General features: G+C 71.7%; 15 protein-coding genes. 4 read left to right on the forward strand and 11 right to left on the reverse strand.

Features of this window, described 5'->3' with window-relative positions:
* Positions 1–20: 20 nt before the first annotated feature.
* The 4 genes from ACFXPK_RS10305 to ACFXPK_RS10320 form a co-directional block, all read right to left on the reverse strand.
* Positions 21–2,438, reverse strand: coding sequence for a beta-glucosidase (locus tag ACFXPK_RS10305; RefSeq protein ID WP_385073805.1), 2,418 nt, complete (start codon positions 2,436–2,438; stop codon positions 21–23).
* A gap of 155 nt (positions 2,439–2,593) precedes the next feature.
* On the reverse strand, positions 2,594–3,415 hold the full coding sequence (locus tag ACFXPK_RS10310; protein ID WP_385003539.1) for a carbohydrate ABC transporter permease: 822 nt from the start codon (positions 3,413–3,415) through the stop codon (positions 2,594–2,596).
* A gap of 59 nt (positions 3,416–3,474) precedes the next feature.
* Positions 3,475–4,434 carry a carbohydrate ABC transporter permease gene (locus ACFXPK_RS10315; RefSeq protein ID WP_385073808.1) on the reverse strand — a complete coding sequence of 320 codons (960 nt, stop codon included), beginning with the start codon at positions 4,432–4,434 and terminating at the stop codon, positions 3,475–3,477.
* Between the two features lie 125 nt (positions 4,435–4,559).
* Entirely contained in the window at positions 4,560–5,867 is a 1,308-nt protein-coding gene (locus tag ACFXPK_RS10320) for an extracellular solute-binding protein (protein WP_385073726.1), read from the reverse strand.
* Between the two features lie 160 nt (positions 5,868–6,027).
* On the opposite strand from ACFXPK_RS10320, the gene ACFXPK_RS10325 reads away from it, so the two are divergent.
* The 3 genes from ACFXPK_RS10325 (at position 6,028) to ACFXPK_RS10335 (ending at position 8,858) form a co-directional block, all read left to right on the forward strand.
* Entirely contained in the window at positions 6,028–7,077 is a 1,050-nt protein-coding gene (locus tag ACFXPK_RS10325) for a LacI family DNA-binding transcriptional regulator (protein ID WP_385003535.1), read from the forward strand.
* Positions 7,078–7,372: 295 nt separating this feature from the next.
* Entirely contained in the window at positions 7,373–7,603 is a 231-nt protein-coding gene (locus ACFXPK_RS10330) for a DUF2277 domain-containing protein (RefSeq protein WP_385003533.1), read from the forward strand.
* A 19-nt stretch (positions 7,604–7,622) separates the two neighbouring features.
* Positions 7,623–8,858 carry an epoxide hydrolase family protein gene (locus ACFXPK_RS10335; RefSeq protein ID WP_385073729.1) on the forward strand — a complete coding sequence of 412 codons (1,236 nt, stop codon included), beginning with the start codon at positions 7,623–7,625 and terminating at the stop codon, positions 8,856–8,858.
* Between the two features lie 49 nt (positions 8,859–8,907).
* Here ACFXPK_RS10335 and ACFXPK_RS10340 read toward each other — a convergent pair whose 3' ends face one another.
* The 7 genes from ACFXPK_RS10340 to ACFXPK_RS10370 form a co-directional block, all read right to left on the reverse strand.
* Positions 8,908–9,564 (reverse strand): DedA family protein, encoded by a 657-nt coding sequence (locus ACFXPK_RS10340; protein WP_385003529.1) that lies wholly within the window; start codon positions 9,562–9,564, stop codon positions 8,908–8,910.
* 212 nt (positions 9,565–9,776) lie between these two features.
* Positions 9,777–10,223 carry a DoxX family protein gene (locus ACFXPK_RS10345; RefSeq protein ID WP_385003527.1) on the reverse strand — a complete coding sequence of 149 codons (447 nt, stop codon included), beginning with the start codon at positions 10,221–10,223 and terminating at the stop codon, positions 9,777–9,779.
* A gap of 89 nt (positions 10,224–10,312) precedes the next feature.
* Entirely contained in the window at positions 10,313–12,340 is a 2,028-nt protein-coding gene (locus ACFXPK_RS10350) for an FAD/NAD(P)-binding protein (RefSeq protein ID WP_385003525.1), read from the reverse strand.
* 240 nt (positions 12,341–12,580) lie between these two features.
* Positions 12,581–14,299, reverse strand: a complete 1,719-nt coding sequence (locus ACFXPK_RS10355) for an alkaline phosphatase D family protein (RefSeq protein ID WP_385073734.1) — start codon at positions 14,297–14,299, stop codon at positions 12,581–12,583.
* A gap of 114 nt (positions 14,300–14,413) precedes the next feature.
* Complete coding sequence (locus ACFXPK_RS10360; protein ID WP_385073737.1) at positions 14,414–14,863, reverse strand: hypothetical protein; 450 nt, start codon at positions 14,861–14,863, stop codon at positions 14,414–14,416.
* A 15-nt stretch (positions 14,864–14,878) separates the two neighbouring features.
* Positions 14,879–16,528 carry a restriction endonuclease fold toxin-2 domain-containing protein gene (locus ACFXPK_RS10365; protein WP_385073739.1) on the reverse strand — a complete coding sequence of 550 codons (1,650 nt, stop codon included), beginning with the start codon at positions 16,526–16,528 and terminating at the stop codon, positions 14,879–14,881.
* Positions 16,529–16,684: 156 nt separating this feature from the next.
* Positions 16,685–17,338 carry an HNH endonuclease family protein gene (locus ACFXPK_RS10370; RefSeq protein WP_384991198.1) on the reverse strand — a complete coding sequence of 218 codons (654 nt, stop codon included), beginning with the start codon at positions 17,336–17,338 and terminating at the stop codon, positions 16,685–16,687.
* 262 nt (positions 17,339–17,600) lie between these two features.
* On the opposite strand from ACFXPK_RS10370, the gene ACFXPK_RS10375 reads away from it, so the two are divergent.
* On the forward strand, positions 17,601–18,338 hold the full coding sequence (locus ACFXPK_RS10375; protein ID WP_384991201.1) for an ABC transporter permease: 738 nt from the start codon (positions 17,601–17,603) through the stop codon (positions 18,336–18,338).
* Positions 18,339–18,357: the final 19 nt, after the last annotated feature.

The raw sequence follows: 18,357 nt of genomic DNA on the forward strand, positions 1-18,357 counted from the left end.
CCGCGCCCCGGGTACGGGGGCTACCGGTCCGTCGCCGGTGACCGGCGGACGGCGAACGTCGCGTGCAGGGCGCGCGTGTGGTCGACGTACCGTACCGGCCCGGTCAGGGTGAACCCGGCGGTGAGCCGTACCTCGGTGCTGGAGGCCGCCAACCGCAGTTCCAGCGCGCCGGGTTCGACGGTGCGGCGGCCGTCGCGGCCGGTGAAGGAGGCCAGATCGGCGGGGACGGTGACGGTGACCCGGGCCCGCTCGCCCGCCTCCAGGGGGAGCCGTACGTAGCCGACGAGGCGTTGCTCGGGCTGGACGGCCGAGGCGACCGGGTCGTGCAGATAGAGCTGGACCACCTCCGCGCCCGCGCGCCCACCCGTGTTGGTGACGGTGAAGGACAGCTCCGCCGCGCCGTCCGTGGCCGGCCGGGGGTCGCCCGTCGTCAGCTCCGACCAGGCGAACGTCGTGTACGTCAGCCCGTGGCCGAAGCCGAAGGCCGGCGTCGGGTCGATGCTGGACACCTCGCTCGCGCGGGCCAGCGGCGCCGCGAGATACGTGGACGGCTGCGCCCCGGGCAGCCGGGGGACGCTCACCGGGAGGCGGCCCGAGGGGTTGATCCGGCCGCTCAGCACCCCAGCCACGGCCGGGGCGCCCTCCTGCCCGGGGAAGAACGCCTGGACGATCGCCCCGGCCTCGGTGACCGCCCGGCCGAGCACGTACGGCCGCCCGGCGAGCAGGGTGACCACCACCCGGGTCCCGGTGCCGCGCACGGCGTCGAGCACCGCGTCCAGCAACGGGCCCTGGGCGCCCGGCAGATCGAGGGTCTCCGCGTCGCAGCCCTCCCCGCTGGTGCCGCGCCCGAAGAGCCCCGCGCGGTCGCCGAGCGCGACCACCACGACGTCCGCGGCGCGGGCGGCCTCCACGGCGGCCCCGAAGCCCTCGGCGGGCGCGGGGCCGTCGACGCCGGTGCCCGCCACCGTGACGATCTCGCTCGCCGGGAACTCCGCCGCCAACGCGGCGCGCAGCGTGGGAAGTTCCACGCCCGCCGGGACTCCGGGATGCTGGGGGCCGACATGGACCGGGAAGGAGTAGCAGCCCAGGACGGCGGTCGGGGCCTCGGCCTGCGGGCCGATCAGCGCGATCCGCGCCGGGCCCGCGACGGCGTCCGGGCCCGCGACGGCGTCCGGGCCCACGGCGGCGTCCGGGCCCACGGCGACGCCCGCGCCCACTCCCACGTCCGCGCCCGAGCCCGCGTCCTCCGTACGTCCGCACAGGGGCAGCGTCCCGTCGTTGCGCAGCAGGATCACCGCGCGCTCCGCGAGCCTGCGGGAGATGTCGCGGTGCGCGGGGGAGTCCAGGGTGACCGTGCCGCGCAGCCGTTCGGTGTCCGCGAGGTCCGCCCCCGCCAGGGCCGCAGGCCGGGCGCTCCACTCCGGGTCGAGCAGCCCGAGCCCGGCCTTCTGGGTCAGGACCCGGCGCACCGCGCGGTCCACGGCCCCCAGCGGCAGCCGCCCTTCGGCGATCGCGTCGCGCAGCGGCTGCCCGAAGGTCTTCACGGTGGGCAGTTCGACATCGACGCCCGCCGTGAGCGCGGCCGTCGCCGCCTGGGCCCAGTCGCCCGCCACCCCGTGGAGCGTCCTGAGGAAGGCGATCCCGAAGTAGTCCGCGACCACGGTCCCCTCGAACCCCCAGGCGTCCCTGAGGAGTTCGGTCAGCAGCCCCTCGTCCGCCGCGCAGGGCACCCCGTCGATGTCGTTGTAGGCGGACATGACGGACCGTACGCCGCCCTCCCGTACGGCCATCTCGAACGGCGGCAGCACCACGTCGGCCAGCTCCCTGGGGCCCATGCCGACCGGCGCCAGATTGCGTCCGCCGCGCGAGGCCGAGTACCCCGCGAAGTGTTTCAGCGTCGCCACGACGCCCGCCGACTCCAGGCCCCGCACATACGCCGTGGCGAGGGTGCCGATCAGATACGGGTCCTCGCCGATGGTCTCCTCGACCCGCCCCCAGCGCGCGTCGCGCACCACGTCGAGCACGGGCGCGAGCCCCTGGTGCAGCCCGACCGAGCGCATGTCGCGGCCGATCGCGGCGGCCATCTCCCGTACCAGCTCCGGGTCGAAGGACGCGCCCCACGAAAGCGGCACGGGGTAGGTGGTGGCGCCCCAGGCGGCGAAGCCCGCGAGGCACTCGTCGTGGGCCATGGCGGGGATCCCGAAGCGGCCCGCCGCCACGACGCGTTCCTGCGTACGCATCAGGGAGAGCGCGCCCAGCGCGGGATCCACCGGCACCGTGCCGAACGGGCGGGTCACCTGGCCCAGCCCGTGGGGGAGCAGGTCGGAGAGGGCGGGCGGGGCGTCCATGTCGTGCTGGTGCGGGGCGACCTCGGCCCCGTCGGCGGACGCCCCGGCCCACAGCCCGTAGAGCTGGGCCAGTTTCTCCTCCGTGGTCATGGCCGCGATCAGCTCCTCGACCCGGCGCGCCCGCGTCCCGGCGAGGTCACCGGCCGGGGACGCGGGGAGGCCATCGGCCGGGGACGCGGGGAGAGTCACGGGCAGGGACGCGGGGACGGCCGTGGTGTCGGTGGTGTCGGCGCTCACGTTGTCGATCACTTTCCTCCGACCCCCATGAGCCCCTGGACCAGGGCTCGGCGGGCGAACAGGTAGACGAACAGGACGGGCAGCGTGGACAGCACCACGGCCGCCAGCAGGCCGGGGATGTCGACGCCGTGCTCGGTCTGGAAGTTGTACAGCCCGAGGGTGAGGACCTTGGTCTCCTCGGACTGCGTCAGTACGAGGGGGAAGAGGAAGCCGTTCCACGCCTGGAGGGCGGAGAACACCACGATCGTCGCCAGCCCGCCCCTGGAGAGCGGGACGACGAGCTGGAAGAAGACGCGCCGGGTGGTCGCCCCGTCGATGGCCATCGCCTCGAAGAGTTCGTTGGTGATGTCGCGCATCGTCCCGGTGAGGATGAGCGCGCAGACGGGCAGACAGAACGCGGCGGTCGGCAGGATGACCCCGATGAGGTTGTCGTACAGGCCAGCCTTGCTGATCGCGTAGAACATCGGGACGATCACCGCCTGGGCGGGGATGGCGAGCCCGAGCAGGAAGAGCCGGAAGACCCGGACGGTGCCCCGGCCCCGGTTCCGTACGATCGAGAACGCCAGCGGGGGCACCAGCAGCAGCACGATCGCCACCACGCTCGCCGTGACGGCCACGGTGTTGAGGAAGTAGCGGCCGAAGCCGTTGGAGAAGTCCTGCGCGTAGTTGTCGAGGGAGAAGGTGCGCGGAAAGGCGAGCGGGCCGTTCGCGCTGTACTCCGCGCGGCTCTGGACGGTCGCGCCGAGCATCACGTACAGCGGGAGGGCGATCAGCCCGAGCCACAGCAGGGCGCCCAGCCCCGCGAGATAGTTCGGACGGCGGCTGGTCACGGAACGGCCCCTCGCCCGGACCGTGGCGGTCGTCGGGCGGCCCTTCACCGGAAGGCTTCTCACATTCCCTCCTTCGTGCCGGCCATCTTGTCGTAGCCCGAGAGCCGCACCATGATCAGCGAGACCACCGTGGCGACCACGACCAGCAGCAGCGCGATGGCCGCGCTCTGGCCGAAGTCGAACTCCCGGAACCCCTTCTGGTACATGTAGTAGGCACTGATGCTGGTGTCGGTGCCGGGGCCGCCCTGGGTCAGAATCAGCACGGTGTCGAAGGTGGTGAGCCCGCCGACCACCATCAGGACCACCGAGGTGATGATCGAGTTGCGGAGCTGCGGCAGCGTGATGTGGAAGAACTGGCGCACGCGCCCGGCCCCGTCGATCGCCGCCGCCTGGTAGAGCACCTCCGGGACCGACCGCGCCGCGCCCTGATGGATCAGCGCGTGGAACGGGGTGAACTGCCATGTGGCCACGAACACCAGCACACAGATCGCCCCGGTCCTGGTCCCCAGCAGATTGCCGTCGCCGAAGAGCCACTTCGCCTCCGCCGGCACCCCGAAGTTGGGGTCGAGCAGCGCCCGCCACAGTACGGAGATGGCGGTGGCGGAGAGCAGCAGCGGCACGAAGAAGATCGCGGAGAGCACCGCCCGGTTGCGCTGCCGCCCGGCCGCCCAGACCCCGAGCAGGACCGACAGGGGGGTCTGGGTGACCACACCGAGCCCGGTGAGCAGGACGCTCAGCCACAGGCTCTTGATCATCACCGGGTCGTGGACCAGCGCGGTCCAGTTGTCGAACCCGGCGAAGCGCGGCGCCGCGAGCCCGTTCCACTCGGCGAACGAGAGGACCGCGACCAGTACCAGCGGGACCATCGCGAACAGGGCGAAGAAGACGGCGGCGGGCAGCGCCCAGAGCAGTCCGGGCCTGGCCACCGTGTGCCCGGCGGGGCCCCTGCCCGGCGAGGAGCGGGCGCCTCTCCGTCTTCCTGGGGGTGCGCTCTTCACCGGGTCGGTGAGAGTAACCATGTCGGCCATGTCGGACGTCGCTCTCCATCGGTGATCGGTCGGTGATCGGTTCGGTGATCAGGAGGGAAGGGGCAGGGGTCGGGGGGACAGAGGGGGGTGCGGGGGACAGGGGCGGCAGGCGGTGATCAGTCGGTGGACAGGGCCTGCATGGCCTTGATGAAGCCGTCGGCGTCCATCGAGCCGTTGAAGAACTCCTGGACGGCCTGCATCATCGGGGCGTCCGCCGCCGGCGGGTACGCCTGGTTCCACGAGAGCTGGAACGAGGGCGCCTTGCTGACCATGTCGAACTGGTACTTCAGATAGGCCGGGTTGTCGGCCGAGTCCAGGAACTTCTCGGTGTTCGTGGTGGTCGGCAGATTGCCGATGGCGAGCTGCGCCTTGACGAACTCGTCCGAGTACATGAGCTTCAGGAACTCGGCTATCGCGTCCGCGTGCTCGGTCTTCTTCAGCACCGAGTAGAAGTTGTTGGTGTTGCCGACGATGTCCGCGGGATCGCCCTTGCCGCCCGTGACCGTCGGGAACGAGGTGTAGCCCAGATCGTTCTTGGCGAAGTCCGGGCTGGTGTTCTGGTGGGTCGAGTACACCCACGAGCCCATCAGTTCGAACCCGGCCTTGCCGGCCGCGACCAGGGCCGGGGAGCCGCCGTCGGTGAACTTCACCGAGTCGTAGTTCGTGCCGAACGCGCCCGCGTCGACCAGTTCCTTCAGCATGCCCAGCGCCTTCTTGCTCTCGGCGCTCTCCCAGACCTTCTTGTCGCCGGCCAGCGCCTCCTTGAAGAGACCCGGGCCCGCCACCCGGTCGTACAGGTACTCGAACCACATCAGCGTCGGCCACTTGTCCCCGCCGCCCAGCGCGATCGGTGTGACGCCCTTCGCCTTGAGCCGCGCGACCGCGCCGAGCAGTTCGTCCCATGTCTTCGGCGCCTCGACGCCCGCGTCCGCGAGCACCTTCTTGTTGTGGAAGAGCAGCACCGGCTGGGTGCCGCGCATGGGGACGCCGTACGCCTTGCCGTCGATCTCCGCCGTGTTGTAGACGGACGGCAGGAAGTTCGCCTTCAGCTCCGGGTTCTTCGCCACCAGATCGTCCAGCGGCAGCAGCAGGCCCGACTTCACGAAGGGCTGGATGGAACCGCCGCCCCAGTTGAAGAAGACATCGGGCGCCTGCGGGGTACTGATGGTGGTCTGGAGCTTCTTCTGGTAGTCGGCGCCCGGGACCGTGTCCAGGACCGCCTTGACCTTCGACGTCTTGTTGAACGTATCGACGATCTGCTTCTCCACCTTGTTGGTGGCGTCGCCGTAGACCAGTACGTGGAACTCCCCGGCACCGCCCGAGGAGCTGCCGCCGCCGCAGGCCGTGAGGCCCAGGCCCAGGACGAGCGCCGCGCCACCGGCGACCGTCCGGGAAAACCGTGCGCGAGTCGTGCGAGTCTTCATCGCCTTCATCGGTCGACCTCTCGAAAGTATCGGCCACATTGCCGAAAGTATCTGGCGTGTGACCGTAGGACTCCTCTCAGGAGCGGTCAACAGTGCGGTCGGTACTCAGCCAAACCGTTACCGATTTCCGCCCGACAACCGGTGCCTTATCCTTCAGTCCATGCGAGATGAGACGAGTGCAGGCCGGGTCACCCTGGCTCAGGTGGCTTCGCAAGCCGGGGTTTCTCTTTCGACAGTTTCGAAAGTGCTCAATGGGCGCCCTGATGTCTCCGCACCCACCCGGGGCAAGGTCGAGGAGCTGCTGGAGGCCCACGGCTACCGCCGCTCCGCCCCCACCGCCCCCGAGGCCCCGCTCATCGAGATCGTCTTCCACGAACTGGACAGCACCTGGGCGATGGAGCTGATCAGGGGCGTCCAGAACGTCGCCAAGGAGACCGGGCTGAGCGTCGTCCTCACCGAGACCGGCACCCGGCACTCCCCGGGCGCCGACTGGGTCGAGGGCGTTCTGCGGCGCCGGCCGCTCGGGGTCGTCCTGGTCTTCTCCACGCTCCCCGACGACCTCAAGAAGAAGCTGTGGTCCCGGGCCATCCCCTTCGTGATCATCGACCCGGCCGGCGACCCGGAGCCCGATGTGCCGTCCGTCGGCTCCGCCAACTGGGCCGGCGGCCTCGCCGCCACCCGCCACCTGCTCGACCTCGGCCACCGCAGGATCGCCGTCATCACCGGCCCCGAGGACATGCTCTGCTCCCTGGCGCGCCTCGACGGCTTCCGCTCGGCCATGGGCATGGCGGGCGTCGAGGTCGACCCGGCGCTGGTGCGCTTCGGGGACTTCCATGTCCGCGCCGGTCACACCCACGCCGCGGAACTCCTCCAGGGTCCCGACCGGCCCACGGCGATCTTCGCGGGCAGCGACCTCCAGGCGCTCGGTGTGCTGGAGGCGGCGCGCGTGCTCGGCCTGCGGATCCCGCAGGACTTCTCGCTGGTGGGGTACGACGACATCCCGCTGGCCCAGTGGTCGAGCCCCGCGCTCACCACGGTCCACCAGCCGCTGGTGGAGATGGCGGAGGAGGCGGCCCGGATGCTGCTGCGGCTGCGCCGCGCCGACCAGGGCCAGGGCGACCAGGCCGAGCAGGCGGAACAGGCGGACACCCGTATCGAGTTCGGCACGCGTCTGGTCGTACGGGACAGCACGGCCCCGCTCGCCCGGTGACCGCCCTACCGCTCCCCCCATGGTCGCGGCCCCGCACACGCCGCGACCCTACGACTCCGCGACCGTACGACTCCGCGACCGTGCGACTCCGTGACCGTGCGATCCCATGACCGTACGACCCCGTGACCGTGCGACCCCGTGACCCCGGCCCGCGCACGCCGTGACCGCGGGGCCGCCGGGGCGACGGTCGGCCGTGCCGCCGGGTGCGACGCCCCCGGACACCTCCGGCCTCCCGCCGGGGCGCCCCTTCGGGCACCTCTGGCCTCCCGCCGGGCCCCGGGTCCACACTGGACGCATGTGCCGCAGCATCAAGACCCTCCGCCCGCCCGTCCTCCCCGAAGAGGCCACCGAGGAGGACATCCGCGCCGCCGCGCTCCAGTACGTACGCAAGGTCTCCGGCTTCCGCGCGCCCGCCGCGCACAACCGTGAGGTCTTCGACCGGGCCGTCGACGAGATCGCCGGGGCGACCGCACGGCTGCTCCAGGACCTCGAAGTCCGGGGCGCCCCCGCCCGCGCGGCGTCCTGACCCGGTGCGGCCCCCTGCCGTGACCGGCCCGCGCGCCTTCCCCCTGGAGCCCACCCCGATCCATGTGCCGGACGAGGTCCTCGACGACCTGCGCGCCCGGCTGGCGTCGACCCGTCCGCCGCCGGACGAGGCCGACGGGGACTGGTCCTACGGCGTCCCGGAGAGCTATCTCCGGGAGCTGGTCGCCCACTGGCGGGACGGCTACGACTGGCGCGCCGCCGAGGCCGCCATCAACGCCCACGCGCACTACCGGGTGGACGTCGCCGGTGTCCCGGTGCACTTCCTGCGCGAGCCCGGCCGCGGCCCCCGCCCGGTTCCGCTGATCCTCACCCACGGCTGGCCGTGGACGTTCTGGCACTGGTCGAAGGTGATCGGCCCGCTCACCGACCCGGCCGCGTTCGGCGGCGACCCCGCCGACGCGTTCGACGTCATCGTGCCGTCCCTGCCCGGCTTCGGCTTCCCCGGCCCGCTCACCGGCTTCCCGGACGTCAACTTCTGGAAGGTCGCCGACCTCTGGCACACCCTGATGACCGAGACCCTGGGGTACGGGAAGTACGCCGCCGGGGGGTGCGACATCGGCGGGATCGTCTCCAGCCAGCTCGGCCACAAGTACGCCGACGAGCTGTACGGCATCCACATCGGCTCCGGGCTGCCGCTCGACTTCTTCACCGGCCCCCGCGCCTGGGACTTCGCCCGGAACCGGCCCCTCACCGACGACCAGCCCGCCGAGGTCCGCGCCCGCCTCGTCGAACTGGACCACCGCTCGGCGTCCCACCTCGCCGTGCACATGCTCGACGGCGCCACCCTGGCCCACGGGCTCAGCGACTCACCGGCGGGACTGCTCGCCTGGCTGCTGGAGCGCTGGCACGCCTGGAGCGACAACGGCGGTGACGTGGAGTCCGTCTTCACCAAGGACGACCTGCTCACCCACGCCACGATCTACTGGGTGAACAACTCCATCGCCACGTCGATGCGTTACTACGCCAACGCCAACCGCTACCCCTGGGCCCCCTCCCACGACCGGACCCCGGTCGTCGAGGCCCCCGTCGGCCTCACCTTCGTCACGTACGAGAACCCGCCCGGCGTCCACACCGCCGCCGAACGCGTCCGCGCCTTCACGGACGGCCCGCAGGCCGCGTGGTTCCACCATGTCAACGTCAACGCCCACGACCGCGGCGGCCACTTCGTCCCCTGGGAGAACCCCGACGCCTGGGTGGACGACCTGCGCCGCACCTTCCGCGGCCGCAGGCCCTGAACGGCCCCGCGCGGTCGCCAGGACCGGACTCCCCCGGCGGTTCGGGCCGTTACGCGGTGGCCGGGCCCCGGCCCGGTCCCGGGCGGCGTATCACGTACGCGGCCAGCGAACCCGCCGCGCAGAGCGCCAGGACGGAGAGGGCCGCGCCGATCCAGGACGAGCCGACCCACTGGGCGCCGAAGTAGCCGAGCCCCGCGCTGTAACCGGTCCAGGCCACGGCGGCCAGCGCCGACCAGGGCAGGAACTCCTTCACCTTGCGGTGTGCGGCGCCCGCGCCCAGGGAGACCACCGAGCGTCCCGCGGGCGCGAAGCGGGCGATGACCACCAGGACACCGCCGCCCCCGCTGAGCGCGCTGCCGAGCCGTTCCTGCGCGGTGGTGAGCCGGCGGGAGCGGGCGATGGCCCGGCCGAGCCGGTCCCCGCCGCGCCGCCCGAGCCGGAACGCGACCAGATCGCCGAGCACGGACGCGGTGAACGCGCAGAGCATCAGCAGGATCAACGACGGTACTTCCTGCGGGACATGGGCCACTTTTCCGGCCGCGCCCGCCACCGTCGCCGTGGTGGACCCCGCGGCCGCCGCCGTGGCGGCCGTGATCACCAGGACGCCGCTGGGCAGCACGGGCAGGAACACGTCCAGCAGTACGGAGAGGGCGACCACGGCGTAGATCCACGGGCTGCCGGTCAGCGACCCCAGACTCTCCAGCACTTTCCGACTCCCCCGCCCGTACCGTGGCAGCGCCTCGATGTCGCATGGTGGGCGGCAGCGGCTGCTGAGCCACACAGCGTACGCGTGTGCGGTACGGAGCGTTCGTCCGGGGCGGCATGTCGGCGCCCCGGACCCGTGGACGACGGCAGGGTCGCACACGGGTCCGGGGCGGCGGACCGTTACCAGGGGCGGGCGGGGGCGGGAAGGGCCGGTCAGGCGGCGACCGTCGTCCGCTCGTCGCGCTTCTGCGGACCGGCGGCGGTGGCCGAACTCCGCGAGGGGAGGAACCGGTCCAGGGCGAACGCGCCCGGTCCGGTGAAGACGAGCAGCAGGAACGACCAGCAGAACATGGCGGCCAGCTCGCCGTTGTTCGCTATGGGGAACAGCCCCTCGGGCTGGTGGACCGTGAAGTACGCGTACGCCATGGCGCCGGAGGAGACGAAAGCGGCGGGGCGGGTGCCGAGACCCAGCAGCACCAGCGCGCCGCCGACCAGCTCGATGGCGGCGGCGAACCAGCCGGGCCAGGTGCCGGCGGCGACCGTCTCGCGGGAGAAGGCACCGAAGAGCGAACCGGCACCGTGGCACGTGAAGAGGAGCCCGACGACCACGCGGAACAGCCCCAGGGCATAGGGCTGAGCGGCGTTCAGACGTGTGTACATGGGGGGTTGTACTCCTTCGGTCGGGGTCTGGACCACTGAGTGGGGCGAGGTCTGGACCGACGAGTGACGTCCCGCAACGTTAGGCTGGCCTAATCTATGCTTGCAAGTTCAACATTCTGTCGGGGATCAATTCGCGTCGTGTATGACGCGCCGTCGCTGGTCGCGGCCCGGAGGATGGCACGTGCCACCGCGTCCGTGTCCGCGAGCATGACCGAGTCCACCCCGGGCCTGGCGCCCGCGGCGGTCACCCAGTGCACACCCTCCGTGGGCACCCCGAGCGCGAATCTCCTCGGATGCACGCCGCCTTGACGATCTATCAGACGGTAGGGACGGCGTGTTACATCCATCCCACCCGTCTCGTAACCGTCGAGTGTGTGCGGCCGGCACTGCCCGGTCTTCAGCAGCCGCGAGAGCAGTGGATCACAGCTGCGCCGCAGATCCGGTTCCGGCAGCCGCGCCTCCACGAGCGTGGTCGCCCGGACGGTGGAGCCCGGTATGTCGGGGGACTCGGCCAGGAACGCGCCGTCCGCCGTCCGTACGGCCATCCGCGGGCCGATCACGTCCAGCACGCCCGCCTCGATCAGGGCGGCCATCTCCTCGATACGGCGACGGGGCGGCCCGATGGAGAGGAACGCGTTCAGCGGTGTGTACCAGCGGTCGAGATGGTCGCGGCGGGAGACGCCGGAGAGACCGGCGTGGTCCACGATCAGCCGCAGCTCGTTGCGCAGGTCGCGCAGCACGTCCAGTGCCGCCTTGACCGGACCCGCGACATTGCCGAGCGCCGCCTCGGCCGCGTCCTTGCGCAGATGGGCCAGGAGCCAGGCGCGGTGGTCCGCCGGGTCGCGGAAGGTCTCGTCGCCGTACGGACGGGAGATCCGCTCCCACGACCAGCGGTCGGCGACGGCGATCCCCGCGGCGTCCAGCACCTCGGCCTCCCGGGGGCTGCCGTGCGGCGCCGACAGGAACCGCTCCAGCACGGAGTCGGGGGCACCGGGCCCGGAGGACGGCGGGCCGGGGAGGGGCCATCCGAAGGCCGCCGCGTAGAAGACGGCTTCCACCTCCTTGGCGACCAGGGGCCATATCTCCTGGAGGAAGTCCGGCGGATCGCCCGCGTCCGCGCGCTTGCGGAACAGCGCGATCACATCCGGGGTCAGCACCAGCGGCAGATGCCGGCCCGACGGGCCCTTCGCGTTGTCGCCACGGGCCTGGTACGGCACCCCGCGCCGCGACCCGGCGTACACCTGCGGTTCGCGCCCCGACGGGTGGTATACGAGAACGCCCGCCGCGTCCCGCGCGAAGATGCCGCCGCGGCCGGCCGTCAGGAGCGCCATGTGGTCGAAGAAATTCAGCCCGAGTCCGCGCAGCAGCACCGGCTCGCCCGGAGCGATCCCGGACAGGTCCAGATCGGCCGGATTCGAGGGCGGCAGATATCGCAGCCGGTGACGGGCGGCGAACTCCGCCAGCGTCGCCTGGGTCTGACCGGAAACCACCGGTAGATGGCCCTGTGCGAGCACGACCGCACTGAGACCGGAAATCGTCGTGCCATCGTCGAGCGTGAGACTCTGCGTCGCCCGGTACGGAGCGCGCGGACCGGGCACACCGGTCACAACGGGTGAAACGCGCGGGACGGCCGGTTCCGCCCGGTCGAAGGCCCCCGCCTCGGCGTCGTCATCCAGTCGCACGGCGCGCGCCCGGTGCACCACCACCGTCACCGTCCCCGGCGCCCCCTCCACCGTCGTACGGAACGCCCACTCCAGGTAGCGCCCGTAGGCGGCCCGGCTCGGATAGTCGTCGGGCCCCAGCCGCTCGCCGGGCCGCCCCGCCGCCCACTCGAACAGGCTCGGCCCCGGACGTATCGGTCCCTCGCACTCCACGCTCGCGTCGGTGAACACGGTCACCTGCGAGGCCACCGTGTTCATCAGCAGCTCGGCGGGCTGATCGGTACGCCAGACCCGGCCCGCGCCCGGCGGCGAGGGGTCGACGAGATGCACCGTCAGCTCCACGTCCGGCGCCAGTTCGGGCGCGGACGCGCAGAGTCTCTCCAGGACGGAGGTGCCACGGGGGCCGACGCCGACGACGGCGAGAGAACGGTGCGGGGACTGCCGTACATCGGACAAAGCTGTGACTCCCGGGGCATGGGGGGTGCTGGAAGCGGATGGTCCGCATCATCATGCCGTTGCTGTGCGGTCAGTTCGAACCCTTGGGTGAAGGATCACGTCCTGTGGGAATGATCACGCGAAGGGTACTCGAACGCCAACGGACGGATAGTGTGGGGAATTTGAAGGGATGTTGCGGAGGTCGCGCATCTCGGGCGTGCCAGGCCCTGTCCGGGCGGCCGTCCGGACGGCCGGAGCGTCCTACGGTGTCAAGGCCCGCTCCTCCACGACCACCAGCTCCGCCGCCGCCCGCCCGTCACCGGCCCGTCCTCCACCGGCCCGTCCGGCGCGGGCCCGCTCCAGGACCAGCCCGGCCGCACGACCGCGCAGCGTGAGCGTCATGAGCTGGTTCCCGAACCAGGGCCCGCCCGTTCTGCGCCAGGAGACCTGAGGGGCCACGACCCGGCCGTGCCGGGCCAGCGCGCGCCCCAGCCACCGTCCCGCACGGCTCCAGCCGAAGCGGAAGCCGAGCCGCATGACGGCGGGTACGGAGTTGTGCACGGGGGAGCAGGTGAGCTGCAACACCCGCGGACCGGGCCCGGTGGCGCCGGCGCCCGTGGCGCCCGCTCCCGCGCCGCCCGGCCAGGACGGCTCGGCGACGTACGCGTGGTGCACATCCCCCGACAGCACGCACACGGTGGCCGGTGCGGTCGCCCCGTCGCCCACCTCGGCGATCAGCGAGGCCAGCTCCTCGAAGGAGTCGGGGAAGGCCGCCCAGTGCTCCAGATCCGCCGCCCTGCGCAACCGCTCACCGAACCCGGCCCAGCGCGGCCCGCGTTCGCCCCGGCAGAGCGAGGCGTCCCAGGACTCCAGGTCATGGATGAAGGGCGGCAGCAGCCAGGGGAGCGAGGTGCCGATGAGGAGATGGTCGTACGTGTCCCGGTCGGCCAGCGCCTGCTCCCGTACCCATCGGGCCTCCTCCTCGTCCAGCATCGCGCGCCGCCGCTCGTCCAGGACCCGGGCGGCGCGCGAGTCGACCATCAGCAGCCGGGTACGGCCGAAGTCGCGCCGGTAGCTCCAGCGCACGCCCGCCGGGTCGCGGTCCGCCCCGGCGGCGAACGCCCGCAGCAGCTCGGTGGCGTCGGGCGCGGCGCGCACGGCCGCGTACAGGGCGTCGGCCTCCAGCTCGGCGGGGGAGAGGTTGCCGAGGTGCTGATAGACCCAGTACGACATCAGCCCGCCGAGCACCCGCTCCTGCCACCACGGCAGCGCCCGCATGTCGGCGAGCCAGGAGGCGCTGGTGTTCCAGTCGTCGATGAGGTCATGGTCGTCGAAGATCATGCAACTGGGCACGGTGGAGAGCAGCCACCGTACGTCCGGGTCCGTCCAGGACTCGTCGTAGAGGTGGGTGTACTCCTCGTAGTCCGCGACCTCCGCGCCCGGCGCCTCGCTCAGATCCCGGCGCGCGGCCAGCCTGCGCCGGGTCGCCTTCGACGTCTCGTCCGCGTACACCTGATCGCCCAGGAGCAGCAGCACGTCGGGGCGCGGCGCGGCGGGATCGGCGGCGAGACGGGTGGCCAGGGTGTCGAGCGCGTCGGGCCCGACCGGATCGGGTTCACCGTGCGGGGGCGACGCCCAGCGGCAGGAACCGAAGGAGACCCGCAGCTCACGGGCGCCGTCCCCGGGGTGCGGCGGGGTGCGGATCGCGCTGGGCGGGAAGCGGGAGTCCTCGGGCGGCCAGACGCGGTGACCGTCGAGCAGCACCTCGTACGGGGTGGTGGTGCCGGGGGTGAGGCCGCTCACGGGTATCAGCGCGTAGTGGTGGCCGGCCACATGAAAGGTCCGTGAGGCCCCGCCCGCCCCGTCGCCGCACCGCACCTCGGCGGTGACCGGCCGGTCCGCCTCGACCCAGACGGTCGCCGTCCCGGCCCCCTCCCCGTCGACATACCGCAGCAGGGGTCCCACCCGCAGACCGGTCATCGCTGTCCTCTCCGGCGTCCTTGCCCGTCCTCCGTCGTCCCGTACGGTACGGAAGCCCTGTGCGGGACGACGGAGGGGGTGGGGGGAGAGGCGGTGGGCCAGGGGTGGTCGCGTCTACCGGACGGACTCCAGGTGATCCAGGAAGGCGGCTTCGACCTCTGCCGCCTCGTCGGAAGGGGGAAGCAGCCACTCGGCGTCGTGCCCGCTTTCCATCGCGCGGTCGCTGCCGAACCGGAGCAGCCCGGGAGAGGGCAGGAGCTTGCTCCGGATCCAGAGGGCGAACTCGGCGGCTTCGTGGGCCGTCGCTCCGACGAGGGTGACCACCGCGCTGTCCTCGACGGGTGTCTGCGCGACGCCCTCCAGCCATGTGCCGGGAGCGATCTCCACCTCGAAGTCCACCGCGTCGCTGCCACGCAGGGGGCTGGTGCGGTACTTCGTGAAGGCGTCCGGGAAGGTCTCGGTGAGGACGCGGACGAACCCTTCGAGGGTCATGTGCCAGGCGGCGGCGTCGTCGACGGGCGGGTGAAAGAGGAAAGTCGCCCTGATGTCATCGTTCTCGGACATGTGCACCTCTAATTCTCACGGTATGTACCGCGAGGTTCCTTTCACGCTGTTCATGGCCATCATGCTCTGCCAGTAGCCTGCGGAGTCCTTGTCGTTCGTGACGATCTCCAGTCCACGGATCTCGCTGTTGCGGGGATCCGACATGGCCGCACGGTAGCGTGCGAGTTCCCGCTCGTCCGAGCCGTACATGCCGTCGACACGCGGGTCGAACCGGAGCTTCCCCTGGTTGTCGACCTTGGGGGGCGTCGCGAGTGTCCTGTCGACCTCGCCGAGGCTGCGGAACGTCTTCTTGCAGTCGGGCTCCCGCACATGCTTGGCCTCGACCGCGTAGCCGTCCTCAGGGCGCAGACCGTCGGCCATGAGCCCCTTGCCGCTGCGGCCCGTGGCCCCGGCCGGCAGTGGCAGCTCGCGCTCGGGGTAACCGGCGATCCTGAGCTGATAGGCGTTGTCGGGGTTGGCCGCGCCGCCTCCTCCGGCGAACCCTCCGCCGTTGAGCGTCCGCATCCAGGTGCGGAAGCGTGTCTGTTCCGCCGGTGGGAGGATGCGGTGTCCCGACGCCGGGTCCGGTGGAATCGGATCCCGGGAAGGGATGCCGGGATCAACGCCCTGTCCCATGGGGAGCACTCCCGGCAGCCCGCCCTGGTACGAAGCGAGAACCAGCGGTACCGGTACGGGTGCGGGGATGAGCGGGAGAAGCGGCAAGCCAGGGGCGCGTGGGTCGCCGGAACCTTCCGGCAACTTGACGCGCCCCTCGGAGGAGTCGAGGGCGTGTGCGACGTCTCCGAGCCGGTGGATCCAGGGGTCTTCGAGCACCGCATCGTGGAGTCCGCCGTCGAAACCGTTGCCGCCGAACATGGGACTGTCCCATGGCATGTCCACTGCCATGAGGTCCAGCCGGTGTTCCCGGATCTTCCACAGGGCGGCCTCGACGTGCTCCGCGTACCGGTCGCAGGCCTTCGCCAGCTCTTGGGAGGCGGCGACCAGATTGGCGACGAGAGGTTCGTCTTGCTGGGCCTGAGCAGGCGGGCCGGTGAACCCGACACAGTTCTTGAAGTAGGTCCGGAATGCGTCCGCCGCCTCACCCGAGTGCGCCTTGTCCGCTGTGGAGGCGTACGTCTGGGCGTCCCCCAGGAACCTGTCCAGCAGTGTGCCGACGTGCCGCCACGTCCCGGCCACGTCGCGCAGCTTCTCCGGCGAACCGCGGAAACGCTCGCTTCCGCCGCCGGGCGCGTACTGGGAGTACCAGGCGGTGTCGCCCACCACTTCCGGCAACTCGTTGCCGAGTCCGAGGTAGTTCTCCGGGCAGTCCTCTCCCGGGTCTCCCATGCCGACCGACAGATCTGCCTGCCCGCCCAGGAACGCGGAGACGGTGGCGTTCTCCTGAGCCATGAACTCCCGGGCCGTGCGCATCAGCCCGCCGGACGTGGCGCCCAGGACGTGTGCGCCGAAGCCGATCTGGTTCAGTGTGGTGCGCGCGGCGGGCGCGTAGACCTTCGCGAAGGCGCGGCCCGCGTCGTCGTCCCCCGCCATACCTTTCTGGCGGTCCAGTTCGTGGAAGGCGCCGATGGCGCTGTCCCGCACACCCCGCATGGTCTCGACCAGCCCCATGGACCCGCGGATCATGCCCTCGGCGATGAACTTGAGGTCCGGTGGCAGCTCGCTCATCCGTCGTCTCTCCCGTGCGCCGCTCGTTCCCGCGGAGGGCCGGCCGGAACAGTTCCTCCGTACCTTCGTCCGTCCTCCCCGTCGGTTCCGTACGGTACAGGTCACGTACGGAACCGACGGGGAGGGTGGGGGGAGAGGCGGTGGGCCCGGGGTGGGTCAGCAGCCGCTCAGGGCGTTGGTGAGCGCGGTCTTCTCGGCGGAGTCGACCTTGAGGTTGTAGTAGTACTTCACCTGCACCCAGGCGCGGACGTAGGTGCACTTGTACGAGGCCAGCGGCGGCATCCAGTTGGCCGGGTCCTTGTCGCCCTTGGACTGGTTGACGTTGTCCGTGACCGCGATGAGCTGGGGGCGGGTCAGGTCGTTGGCGAACGCCTGGCGCTGGGCGGTGGTCCAGCTGCTGGCGCCCGACTTCCAGGCCTCGGAGAGCGGCACCATGTGGTCGATGTCGACGTCGGAGGCGGCGCTCCAGGTGGCGCCGTCGTACGGGGAGTACCACTTGCCGCTGGTGGCGGCGCAGGCGGAGTCCTGGACGACGTTCGTGCCGTCGCGCTTGAGGACGACCTCGCGGGTGTTGCAGGTGCCGGACTGGGTGATCCAGTGCGGGAACAGGTCGCGGCTGTAACCGCTGGAGGAACCTTCCGCCTGGACGGTGAGGGTGCCGAGGTAGGTGCGGGCCGTGGCGGCGCTGACCGGTGTGGGCATGGCGGCCTGCGCCGCGGGGGCGGTGAGCAGGGTGGTGGTGGCGGCGATGGCGGCGGTCGCCGAGAGAACGGCGAAGCGGCGCATTCGACGCGCGTAGACACCAGACATGCGAACTCCCTTGAAGTGGGGGGAACCTGCGGAACCTGACATGAGGCCGTGAAGCGGAGCTGAAGAGCTGAGGTGGGGCTCGGCCGGTGAGCCCGGTCGCCATCGTTGCCTCGGCGGGTTTCCGGAAGGAGGGCTTCAGGTAACAGAGTGGCGACATGGACACGTCACATCAAGAGGTTGGTGGGTTCTGGTTGTTTCTGACGGGAAAACAATTCGGGCTTACGCGGGCAAAGTTGACTTAGGGCACAGCTAGGATGGGCACGTGCTGCTGCGGGTCGATATCACGTTCGGAGTCGTGCTCGGCCTGCTGCTGATCGCCGCGGTGGCCGTGGCCGGACTCGCCCGTCTCGGGCGGGGCCGCGAGATCGCCGTCGCCGGGGTGCGGGCCACGCTCCAGCTCGGCGCGGTCTCCCTGGTGATCGGCTGGGTGATCGGCTCCGTACCGCCGCTGCTCGGTTTCGTCGCGCTGATGTACGCCGTCGCCGTACGGACCGCAGGGCGGCGCGTCACCGCGAACGGGACCTGGTGGTGGGCCGCCCTGCCGATCGGGGCCGGGGTGGCGCCCGTGATGGCGGTCCTGCTGCTGACCGGTGTCGTACCGGCCAAGGGCATCGCCCTGATCCCCACGACGGGCATCCTCATCGGCGGCGCGCTCACCGCGACGGTCCTGGGCGGACGCCGGGCGCTCGACGAACTCCACGCGCGGCGCGGCGAGGTCGAGGCGGGGATGGCGCTCGGGCTGCTCGACCGCGAGGCGCGGATGGAGGTGGCCAGGCCGGCCGCGGCGGACGCGCTGCTGCCGGGGCTCGACCAGACCCGCACGGTGGGGCTCGTCACGCTGCCGGGGGCGTTCGTGGGGATGCTGCTGGGCGGGGCGTCCCCCGTACTGGCCGGGGCGGTGCAGCTCTTCGTGCTCGTGGCGCTGATGGCGGTGCAGGCGGTGGCCGTCAGCGTGGTGCTGGAACTGGTGGCGCGGGGGCGGCTGAACCGGGACGTGTGAGGCGCCCCCGCGACGCCGC

Origin of the sequence: Streptomyces sp. NPDC059142, assembly GCF_042755665.1 — a bacterium.
Taxonomy (GTDB): domain Bacteria; phylum Actinomycetota; class Actinomycetes; order Streptomycetales; family Streptomycetaceae; genus Streptomyces.